Origin of the sequence: Sulfitobacter noctilucae (genome assembly GCF_000622365.1) — a bacterium.
Taxonomy (GTDB): Bacteria; Pseudomonadota; Alphaproteobacteria; order Rhodobacterales; family Rhodobacteraceae; genus Sulfitobacter; species Sulfitobacter noctilucae.
Genome location: NZ_JASC01000009.1, coordinates 17470 through 28403, shown reverse-complemented (window position 1 = coordinate 28403; position 10934 = coordinate 17470). Strand labels below are relative to the sequence as shown.

Genomic DNA, 10934 nt, shown 5'->3' with positions numbered 1-10934 from the left:
GAAGCGCAGGCCCTGCTCCATCGCGATGGGCGCGATCAGCTCTACGTCGAACTTCAGGTTGTCGCCAGGCATCACCATTTCAGTGCCCTCGGGCAGCTGAACGGTGCCGGTGACGTCTGTTGTCCGGAAGTAGAACTGTGGACGGTAGTTCGCAAAGAACGGCGTGTGACGGCCACCCTCTTCCTTGGTCAGGATATAGGCTTCGGCTTCGAACTTCGTGTGCGGGTTCACGGAGCCGGGCTTACACAGCACCTGGCCACGCTCAACACCTTCACGGTCCACACCACGCAGCAGAGCGCCGATGTTGTCGCCCGCTTCACCACGGTCCAGCAGCTTGCGGAACATTTCCACGCCGGTACATGTGGTCTTCTTGGTGTCGCGGATACCCACGATTTCGATTTCGTCGCCCACGTTGATCACGCCACGCTCGACACGGCCGGTCACAACCGTACCACGGCCGGAGATCGAGAACACGTCTTCCACAGGCATCAGGAACGGCTGGTCTACAGCACGGGCAGGCGTCGGGATGTACTCATCCACAGCTGCCATCAATTCCCTAATTTTCTCTTCACCGATTTCAGGTTTGTTGCCTTCCATCGCCGCCAGCGCGGAACCCGCTACGATCGGAATGTCGTCGCCCGGGTACTCGTAAGAGGACAGCAGCTCGCGGATTTCCATCTCGACCAGCTCCAGCAGCTCTTCGTCGTCGACCTGGTCCACTTTGTTCATGAAAACAACCATGTACGGGATGCCAACCTGACGGCCGAGCAGGATGTGCTCACGCGTCTGGGGCATTGGGCCGTCGGCTGCGTTCACAACCAGGATCGCGCCGTCCATCTGGGCGGCACCGGTGATCATGTTCTTGACGTAGTCGGCGTGGCCGGGGCAGTCGACGTGCGCGTAGTGGCGTGTCTCTGTCTCGTACTCGACGTGCGCTGTGGAGATCGTGATGCCACGTGCTTTCTCTTCGGGCGCACCGTCGATCTGGTCGTAGGCTTGGAAGTCACCGAAGTACTTCGTGATCGCCGCTGTCAATGTCGTCTTACCGTGGTCCACGTGGCCGATTGTGCCGATATTAACGTGCGGTTTGTTACGTTCAAACTTTGCCTTTGCCATGGTGTTGGCTCCTTAAATTTTGATGACTGTGCGCCGGTATGGCGCACTGTGGTTATGCAAACTTGGACTGGATCTCGTCCGAGATGTTCTGTGGCACGCCTTCGTAGTGGTCGAACTGCATGGTGAAGTTCGCACGGCCTGAAGACATGGAGCGCAGCGTGTTGATATAGCCGAACATGTTCGCCAGCGGCACGAATGCATCGATGGCAATCGCGTTACCGCGTGTGTCCTGCCCCTGAACCTGCCCGCGACGGGAGGTCAGGTCACCAATGATGCCGCCTGTATATTCCTCAGGTGTCACCACTTCGACTTTCATGATCGGCTCGAGCAGCTTTGCGCCGGCTTTCTTCATACCTTCACGCATACCCATGCGGGCCGCGATTTCGAACGCCAGAACGCTGGAGTCAACGTCATGGAATTTACCGTCGATCAGCGCCACTTTGAAGTCGATCACAGGGAAGCCCGCCAGCGGACCAGAGTCCATGACAGAGTTGATACCCTTTTCAACACCCGGGATGTATTCCTTTGGAACAGCACCACCGACGATACGGCTCTCGAAGGAATAGCCTTCGCCCGGCTCGGTTGGCATCAGGATCATCTTCACCTCGGCAAACTGACCGGAACCACCGGACTGTTTTTTGTGGGTGTAGGTGATTTCAGCTTCGCGCGAGATGGTCTCGCGATAGGCCACCTGTGGCGCACCGATGTTGGCTTCGACCTTGAACTCGCGCTTAAGACGATCCACCAGAATATCGAGGTGAAGTTCGCCCATGCCCTTCATGATGGTCTGACCGGATTCGATGTCTGTCTCGACGCGGAAAGAAGGATCTTCGGCGGCCAAACGGGCCAGACCAGCAGACATCTTCTCTTGGTCGGCTTTGGTCTTTGGCTCAACCGCAATCTCGATCACAGGATCGGGGAAGGTCATCGTTTCCAGAACCACCGGATCGTTGACCGCACAAAGCGTGTCACCGGTTGTGGTGTCTTTCAGACCGGCCAATGCGATAATGTCGCCCGCGAACGCTTCGGTAATCTCTTCACGTTCGATGGAGTGCATCATCATCATACGACCGACGCGCTCTTTCTTGCCTTTGGTGGAGTTCAAGAGCGTATCGCCCTTGTTCAGCACACCAGAGTAGATGCGGGTAAAGGTCAGCGAGCCCACAAAGGGGTCGTTCATGATTTTGAACGCAAGGCCGGAGAAGGCCATCTCGTCATCCGCACGGCGCGGAATGTCGCGTGTTTCTGTCTCGTCGCCCGGCTTGAAGCCCATGTAGTCAACAACGTCCAGCGGGCTGGGCAGATAGTCGATCACAGCGTTGAGCAAAGGCTGAACGCCTTTGTTCTTGAACGCGGAACCACAGAGAACCGGAATGAACTTGATGGCCAGCGTACCTTTGCGGATCAGATCGCGCAGGGTTGCCTCATCAGGCTCGGCACCATCCATCAGGTAGTTTTCCATCGCATCATCGTCCATCTCAACCGCAGTTTCGATGAGATGTGCGCGCCACTTGTCGGCAGTCTCTTTCAGGCTGTCACGGATCGGCTTTTTGACCCAGCTTGCGCCCAGATCTTCGCCTTCCCAAACCCATTCTTCCATGGTCACGAGGTCAATCATGCCCTCGAGCTCGGTCTCTGCACCGATTGGAATCTGGATCGGCGCAGGTGTCGCGCCTGTGCGGTCCTGAATCATGTGAACGCAGTTGAAGAAATCCGCGCCGATTTTGTCCATCTTGTTGACGAACACGATGCGAGGCACTTTGTAGCGGTCGGCCTGGCGCCAAACAGTCTCGGTCTGTGGCTCAACACCCGCGTTGGCGTCGAGAACAGCAACCGCGCCGTCAAGAACAGCCAAGGAACGCTCAACTTCAATGGTGAAGTCAACGTGGCCGGGCGTGTCGATGATGTTCATCCGGTATTTGGTGTCGGATGTGGCATCGGCTGTTGGCTCTTCCTGACGCTGCCAGAAAGTTGTTGTCGCCGCGGATGTAATAGTGATGCCGCGCTCTTGTTCCTGCTCCATCCAGTCCATCGTGGCCGCACCATCGTGCACCTCACCGATGTTGTGGGACTTGCCTGTGTAATACAGGATGCGCTCGGAACATGTTGTCTTGCCGGCATCAATGTGGGCCATGATGCCGAAGTTGCGGTAGCGTGAAAGCGGATAGTCGCGTGCCATTTGTAAAGCTTCCTCAGGAGATTGCTTTGAAAAGGGTCGGGACCCGGCGTATCCGGGTCCCGATCTTGAAATTATTACCAGCGGTAGTGGCTGAATGCCTTGTTGGCGTCGGCCATCTTGTGCGTGTCTTCGCGCTTTTTAACAGCGGAACCGCGCGACTGAACAGCATCCAGAAGCTCGCCTGCAAGGCGCTCTTCCATGGTGTTCTCGTTGCGCGAACGGGCCGCTTTGATCAGCCAGCGAATGGCCAGCGCCTGACGACGCTCGGGGCGGACTTCGACGGGCACCTGATAGGTGGCACCACCAACGCGGCGCGACCGGACTTCGACGGAAGGCTGGATGTTTTCCAGCGCCTCGTGGAACACCTCGATGGGCGCGCGTTTGATCTTGTCTTCAACGCGGGTCATGGCGTTGTAAACGATGGTTTCGGCGACGGATTTCTTACCATCGATCATGAGATTGTTCATGAACTTGGTCAGAATCAGATCGCCATACTTGGCGTCTGGGAGAACTTCGCGTTTTTCAGCGGCGTGGCGGCGTGACATGGATGTGTCTTCCTCTTTGCGGGGGCGAAGCGGGGCTTCACCTTACGTGATGGTCGGTAAGGTGGGCATGCTGCCCACCCGACGGAATTACTTGGGACGCTTGGCACCGTACTTGGAGCGGCGCTGCTTACGGTCTTTGACGCCTTGCGTATCCAGAACACCGCGCAGAATGTGATAGCGCACACCGGGAAGGTCTTTTACACGACCGCCACGGATCAGAACCACGGAGTGCTCCTGAAGGTTGTGGCTTTCACCGGGGATGTAGGAAATGACTTCGAAACCGTTGGTCAGGCGAACCTTGGCGACTTTCCGCATCGCGGAGTTCGGTTTCTTGGGTGTGGTTGTGTATACACGTGTGCAAACGCCGCGCTTCTGCGGGCACTGCTCGAGGTGCATGGATTTAGAGGTCTTGCGTTTCGGCTGCCGCGGCTTGCGGATCAGCTGTTGGATCGTTGGCATTCCGGTTTATCCCCGTTCTGTCTCACATCAGGTGCAATGGGCGCGCCCAATGCGGTTTCAAATTCGATGCCTTGCATGACGCAAAGCGAAAACACCGCAACGTTCCCGTACCGAGGTGAACGTGGCGGTGGGGCTACAGAGGACCGGGTCAGCATTAGACCGGATCTTGACCACTTAAGCTATGATTTCGGCAGGCAGGAAAGCTCCCCGCGACCGAGATAGCGGGCGTATAGGGGATGTATTGAACGCTGTCAACAGCGCGGCCCGTCTTGCGCGGCGACTGTCTGGCTGCAATGCTATCACTAAACAACCCAAGGCTGAACCACCCATGCAGACCATCGGACTTTGCCGATTTTCCTACCCCGGTGACGGTGGCTTTCAGGTCGAGCACGCAACCCTCCGTGACCGCATGAATTACCTCTATGCACCCGCGCGCATGGCCGAACGTTTTGCCACATTCGAAACGATGATGCTGCCACCGCTCAAGGCGCAGACGGATGATGATTTCACGCTGCTGATTGTTATCGGTGATAGCTTGCCCTCTCTCTACCGTGACCGGTTGGAGGCGGCTGTCGCCGATATGCCGCAGGCCGTTATTCAGGCACATCCCCCGGGCCAGCACCGAAAAGTCATGCAAGAGGCGATTAATTCTGTGCGACGGTTTGATGGCGACGCCTGTCTGCAATTCCGCATGGACGATGATGACGCGGTGGCTTGCACCTATATCGAACGCCTGCGCGAGGCCGCACTCGATGTGCTGCCTATGGCGGCCAAGCACCGGCATATTGCAATCGACTTCAACCAAGGCTTCATCACCCGCCCATCGGTCAAGGGGCTTGAAGTAGCACCCACCAATGTTCCCTACACCACTGCTGCACTTGCGCTGATGTTCCAGCCTGACCTGCGCCTGTCGGTGATGAACTTTGCGCATATGAAGGTCGGGCAGAAGATGCCGACCGTCACCTTTGCGGGCGAGGATATGCTGATCCGGGGCCACAACGACTATAACGATTCGCGGCAGAAACCTGGTGTGCGCGGTCCCAAGCTTGCGCCCCTTGATGCCGCCGGCAAGGCGCATTTCAAAAAGACTTTTAACATTGACGCCGATGCAGTGGCTGCGGCCTTCAAATCCGTCTCAACCGCCTAAGAGCTTGCGCTCTCGGTAAAAGGTGAAAACGCCTGTGGCGACCACGATCACCGCTCCAATCTGGGTCAGCACCCCGGGCCAATCGCCAAAGACGAACCAGCCCAGCAGCAAGGCCCAGATCAGTCCAGTATAGCGGAATGGGGCGGTGAACGACACATCCCCCGACCGCATCACCTGGATCGAGAAGAAATATCCGCCCAATACGAACACGGACGAGGCTGCGATCAGCACCCAAACCTGCGGCGCGACCTGAACCCAGGGGGCTGTCAGCGATGCCAGCCCCATGCAGACCATCACAGTTACCGACGTCACCAGCGTGACCGTCATCGACGGCACCGTGGCAGACAATTGGCGGGTCACCAGATCGCGCAGGGTCACGCCCAGAACTGCAATCAGCGCATACAGCGACCAGACGTTGAACCCCTCCACACCGGGCTTGACGATCAACATCACCCCTCCAAAGCCGACGGCAATCGCCAGCATCCGCCGCCAGCCGACCGCTTCGCGCAGAAGAACCGCAGAGGCCAGCGTGACCGCCAGCGGAACTACCTGCAAAATCGCCGTCAGGTTGGCCAGCGGCATGTTGAACAGCGCCGACAGGAAGAAATAAGCGATCACAACCTCGGTCAGGGCGCGCACCATAATCAGCCCCCAATCGCGCGGGGCGATGTCGAAGTGCAGCGCACCGAGGCGGCCCTTGGTGGCAAGGATCAAACCGCTGCTTAGAAGACTGCGCAGGAACAGCAGTTGAAACAGCGGCACCGCACCTGAGGTCAGTTTGATCATCGTATCATTCAGTGTGAAACAGGCCATTGAGGCCATCATCAGCAACGCCCCGACCATGTTGATTGACATGCTATAGCCCCTCCAGCATTTCGGACGTCAGCCCGAAGCCATCCCAAAGCACCCGTTTGATCCCACGCGGACGCAGCGCCCCCGCCCTGCCCTGCGGCATAGCGGATGAATCGTTATCCTCATGTACGGAGCGGATCCACATCGGCTTGGCAATCTCGGTATAGCAATCGTAGTATTCCACCAGATTGCGATGGTTGCGGCGAAAAACCGTGGCGTGGTCGCCCTTGGCCGTGACCATCGCCAGCCCGATCCCCAAAGGCGCGCGTTCGTACCATTCGCTCAGTGGCACTTTCGCCGCGCCATCCAGATAAAGGCCGCGGTTAAACGCGATGATAAAGGGTTTGTCGTCTGGCCGGACCTGCAACATCGCATCGCCCACGGCCCTGATCCGCGCCGTGGTTTCGCGGTGCATTCCGTCGTCATCGTCTTGGCGAAAGGTCGCCACATGGGTCGCCGTCGGATCGTCAGGCAGCGCGTGATAGGCCGCCTTGACCGCTTGAATATGCACCATCGGCGGCAGCGCCACGATCTGCATCGGCTTGAAGTCGCGGGTGATATCCTCAAGCCGCGCACGCGCCTTATCAGGAAAGCTGTCACCAATCAGCACAGCGCAACTGAAATCCGTGTCGTCTTGCAGGGCCATGGTGTGAAAGGCCAACCGTTCAAACAGACGAAACCGCCGGTCCAGCCGCGCCGGATCATAGAGCATCTCGCGCATCGCAGTCAGATCGTCCACGGATTTCGCAAAGCCGTTTTCAGACAGATACGAGAACCGCATCAAGCCTTTGATCTGTGTTTTGGGAGGTTGCGCCACGCGATGCCCTGCTGTTTTTGGCGCAGACTAGGCCATAAGGGGACAGGGCTAAAGGGGGGGGCGCGTAAAAGCACAGGGGCAACTCATCGAATTGCCCCTGCGAACGGTGACTTACTGCATGGAATTCATGCCGAAAATATTGCCTTCGGTATCCTGGCACAGCGCGACAAACCCGAACTCACCGATGGAAAACTTGGGCCGGATCACCTGCCCGCCGGCATCTTCCACACGGGCCTGTTCAACCGCGCAATCCTGCACCGAGAAATAGACGATTGTGCCGCCAACACCCGGCCCGGCGTGTGGTGATTTGGTCAGGGCACCGGCCGCACCATAAATGCTCATATCGGCTGGAAAGCTCATCATCTGGGACTCTCCGGTGGGATCGCCCATCGCCTCAAGCTCGGTGCCCAAAACAGTTTCGTAAAAGTCCACGGCTCGGTCCAGATCATCTACATAAATATCGAACCAGCCAACTGCGTTCATCTTGCTCATTTTCAGCTCCTCTTGCTTTGCTATGACCCAGATGTACCGTCCCTTGCCCGCCCGGTATTGTAGATTTCAGACATCGAATTTTATTGCGTATTTTCCCGGCGTATAGCCCGTGGCACGGCGGAACGAATGGATGAAATGCGACTGATCCGCATAAGACCAGGTGTCGCTACCGTTCAAAGATTGCTGCAATCTCATTATCTTAAGGAAATCATGGGGCGCGAAACCTGTGGTCTCTTTCAAACGACGCTGCAACTGACGCGGCGACAGATCACAGACCTCGGCCATCTGTGCAACGGAAACAATATCGTCCAGATGCTGAAAAATCTGCTCTGTCACGGGATTGGGCGCGACCAGGCCGTCCTTGACCAAACGCTCAACCAGCCCCGTCAATATCCTTTGCTGATCCCCAAATTCAGTACCCGCAAGCGCCCTGTTCACATCGAGCAGGCCAAGCGCACCCCTATAGGGTTCGTCCACCATGCCAAGGGCCACAGGCTCCCGGTCACTTTGCCAGATGCCGGGCAGAAAGCGGATGTTCACAAAGTGAAAGACGCGGCCCAGATTGAATTCCTGCGACTGTGCCCGCAGGCGTGCCACGCCGGTGATCTGGCGGTCCAGCTGATCGAAAACCACATAGGTGCAGGCATCGGGCAGCGCGTGAAAGCGGTAGTCTTCCGCCAACTCACCATCGGTTTTCAGCTCCAGAAAACGATGCACAACGCCGCGCAAATGCTCGGGCGGTTCAGCTTCAGTGAACTGGACCGCCGCGACCTGCTTGTCTTTACCATTGCCTTTAGGCTCGTACATCGCGTTGCGCTTTCACGTCCCGGGCGCGGGCTTAGGTGTCGTCTTGAGCGACACAATCCGCGAAATACTGCATTTGGCCGTTTTCATCCAATTGCTGCACCAGCCCGTGAATATCCGTCTCGAACCCCGGGCATTCCCGCGCAAAGCTGCGGTTGAACTTCAGGTAATCGACGATCTTTTTGTTGAACACCTCGCCGGGGATCAGCAGCGGAATACCGGGGGGATAAGGGGTCACCAGACTGGTTGTGATCTTGCCCTCCAGATCATCAATCGGCACCCGCTGCGTCTTGCGGGCCGCGATATGGGCAAAGGCGTCGGATGGCTTCATCGCCGGAACAAGATCGCTCAGATACATCTCGGTCGACAGAACCGCGACATCCGATTTGGCATAAAGCGCATGCACATGCTGGCACAGATCGCGCAGGCCCATCTGCTCATACCGCGATTGCTTGGCGCAGAATTCGGGCATGCAGCGCCACAGCGGCTGGTTTTTGTCATAGTCATCCTTGAACTGCTGCAATTCGGTCAGCAGAGAGTTCCATCGGCCCTTGGTGATGCCGATGGTGAACATGACGAAAAAACTGTAAAGCCCTGTCTTTTCAACAACAACGCCGTGTTCCGCCAAATACTTTGTGACGATGGACGCGGGAATACCGGTTTCCTCAAAACGGCCGTCGATGTTCAAACCGGGGGTGATCAGCGTCGCTTTGATCGGATCCAACATGTTGAACCCACGCTCCATATCGCCAAAGGCGTGCCAGCTGTCCTCGCCGTCTGCGCGCTGCACCCCTTCGGCGTCGGTGCGTTTCAGCACCCAGTTCTCGGGGCTTTCGACGCCGTCTTCGTCCAGCGCCAATTCCTCTGGCCCCCAGACCTGAAACCACCAGTCATCCTCGCCGAATTCAGCATCGACCTTGCGCATGGCGCGGCGGAAATCAAAGGATTCCAGCAAGCTTTCCTCGACCAGCGCTTGCCCGCCCGGCGGTTCCATCATCGCCGCCGCGACATCGCAGCTTGCGATGATGCTGTACTGCGGGCTCGTGCTGGAATGCATGAGATAGGATTCGTTGAACAGGTGCCGGTCCAGCGGTGTGTCCTGACTGTCCTGCACCAGAATATGGCTGGCCTGACTGATCCCCGCGAGCAACTTGTGAATGGATTGGGTCGCATAGGTCACCGAATGGCGGGGCCGATCGCGTTTGCGGCCCATCGCGTGGAAGGCACCGTAAAACGGATGGAACGCCGCGTGCGGCAGCCAGGCCTCATCGAAATGCAGGTTGTCGACATAGCCGTCCAACATCTCTTTGATGGTTTCCGTATTATAAAGCACTCCGTCATAGGTGGACTGGGTCAGCGTCATGATGCGGGGTTTTACAGTGTCCGCATCCACATGGGCGAGCAGAGGGTTCGCGCGTATCTTCTCGCGGATCGTCTCAATCTCGAACTCAGATTTCTGGATCGGGCCGATGATGCCATAGTGGTTGCGCGTCGGCTTCATGAAGACCGGAATGGCGCCCGTCATGATGATTCCGTGCAGGATCGATTTGTGGCAGTTGCGGTCGACCACAACTACATCGCCGGGCGCGACTGTGTGGTGCCAGACCATTTTGTTGCTCGTGCTGGTGCCATTGGTCACGAAAAAGCAGTGATCGGCGTTGAAAATGCGTGCAGCATTGTGCTCCGATGCGCCGATGGCACCGTTGTGATCCAGCAACTGGCCCAGCTCTTCGACCGAGTTACAGACATCGGCGCGCAGCATGTTTTCACCGTAGAACTGGTGATACATCTGGCCAATCGGGCTCTTGAGAAACGCCACACCGCCCGAATGGCCCGGACAATGCCACGAATAGGATCCATCCTCCGCATAGTCCAACAGCGCTTTGAAAAACGGCGGCTGGATGCCCTCTAGATAGCTCTTGGCATCGCGGATGATGTGACGCGCAACAAATTCCGGCGTGTCTTCGAACATATGGATAAAGCCATGAAGCTCGCGCAGAATGTCGTTGGGCAAATGGCGGCTCGTCTTGGTTTCGCCATATATATAGATTGGGACATCGGCGTTCTTCCAACGCACCTCTTGGATAAAGGTGCGCAGGCTTAGAACCGCAGGGTCCAAATCAGGGCCGGGCGTGAACTCTTCATCGTCGATGGACAGCACAAAGGCACTGGCGCGCGATTGCTGCTGGGCAAATTGCGACAGGTCGCCATAGCTCGTTGTACCTAAAACCTCGAACCCTTCAGCCTCGATGGCTTCGGCCACGGCGCGGATACCAAGGCCGGATGAATTGTCGGAACGGAAATCCTCGTCGATGATGACGATGGGAAATCGGAATTTCATGAAGTTCTCCAAAAAGAAAGCAAGCTTTGTCCGGTAAGATAGAGCATTTCTGCCAAAGCGCTATTGCGGTCAGGGGCATCGCACCAAACCGTCATATTTCCGGTGATTGCCATCAAGCGGGCTAAGCGGGTCAGAGCATTGGTGTACGCGGCCAAGAAGGCCGATAGAGTTGCCCCACCGCA

10 protein-coding genes are annotated in these 10934 nt (G+C 57.2%); 1 reads left to right on the top strand and 9 read right to left on the bottom strand.

From position 1 onward, the window contains the following. The 4 genes from tuf to rpsL all read right to left on the bottom strand — a co-directional run. A partial coding sequence (gene tuf, locus Z945_RS0106360; protein WP_025051270.1) for an elongation factor Tu occupies positions 1-1116 on the bottom strand: 1116 nt, incomplete at its 3' end. Positions 1117-1168: 52 nt separating this feature from the next. Continuing rightward, on the bottom strand, positions 1169-3295 hold the full coding sequence (gene fusA, locus Z945_RS0106355) for an elongation factor G (protein ID WP_025051269.1): 2127 nt from the start codon (positions 3293-3295) through the stop codon (positions 1169-1171). A gap of 74 nt (positions 3296-3369) precedes the next feature. Beyond that, positions 3370-3840 carry a 30S ribosomal protein S7 gene (gene rpsG, locus Z945_RS0106350; RefSeq protein ID WP_025051268.1) on the bottom strand — a complete coding sequence of 157 codons (471 nt, stop codon included), beginning with the start codon at positions 3838-3840 and terminating at the stop codon, positions 3370-3372. A gap of 87 nt (positions 3841-3927) precedes the next feature. Then, positions 3928-4299, bottom strand: a complete 372-nt coding sequence (gene rpsL / locus Z945_RS0106345; RefSeq protein WP_025043561.1) for a 30S ribosomal protein S12 — start codon at positions 4297-4299, stop codon at positions 3928-3930. Positions 4300-4627: 328 nt separating this feature from the next. Between rpsL and Z945_RS0106340 the strand changes: the two genes are divergently transcribed. Next, on the top strand, positions 4628-5446 hold the full coding sequence (locus Z945_RS0106340) for a putative rhamnosyl transferase (RefSeq protein WP_025051267.1): 819 nt from the start codon (positions 4628-4630) through the stop codon (positions 5444-5446). Here Z945_RS0106340 and Z945_RS0106335 read toward each other — a convergent pair. The 5 genes from Z945_RS0106335 to Z945_RS0106315 all read right to left on the bottom strand — a co-directional run bounded on the left by Z945_RS0106335 (position 5435) and on the right by Z945_RS0106315 (position 10752). Continuing rightward, positions 5435-6301, bottom strand: coding sequence for a DMT family transporter (locus tag Z945_RS0106335; protein ID WP_025051266.1), 867 nt, complete (start codon positions 6299-6301; stop codon positions 5435-5437). The two genes, Z945_RS0106340 and Z945_RS0106335, sit on opposite strands and share 12 nt — an antisense overlap. Before the next feature lies 1 nt (position 6302). Beyond that, a complete protein-coding gene (locus Z945_RS20035; RefSeq protein WP_025051265.1) occupies positions 6303-7115 on the bottom strand; it encodes a glycosyltransferase in 813 nt (270 codons plus the stop codon). A 111-nt stretch (positions 7116-7226) separates the two neighbouring features. Continuing rightward, the gene (locus tag Z945_RS0106325; protein WP_025051264.1) at positions 7227-7607 is read right to left on the bottom strand and encodes a VOC family protein; all 381 of its coding nucleotides are present in this window, start codon (positions 7605-7607) and stop codon (positions 7227-7229) included. 66 nt (positions 7608-7673) lie between these two features. Further along, positions 7674-8414: a helix-turn-helix domain-containing protein gene (locus Z945_RS0106320; protein ID WP_025051263.1), complete on the bottom strand. Its 741-nt coding sequence runs from the start codon at positions 8412-8414 to the stop codon at positions 7674-7676. Between the two features lie 31 nt (positions 8415-8445). Then, the gene (locus Z945_RS0106315) at positions 8446-10752 is read right to left on the bottom strand and encodes an arginine/lysine/ornithine decarboxylase (RefSeq protein ID WP_025051262.1); all 2307 of its coding nucleotides are present in this window, start codon (positions 10750-10752) and stop codon (positions 8446-8448) included. Between the last annotated feature and the right edge of the window lie 182 nt (positions 10753-10934).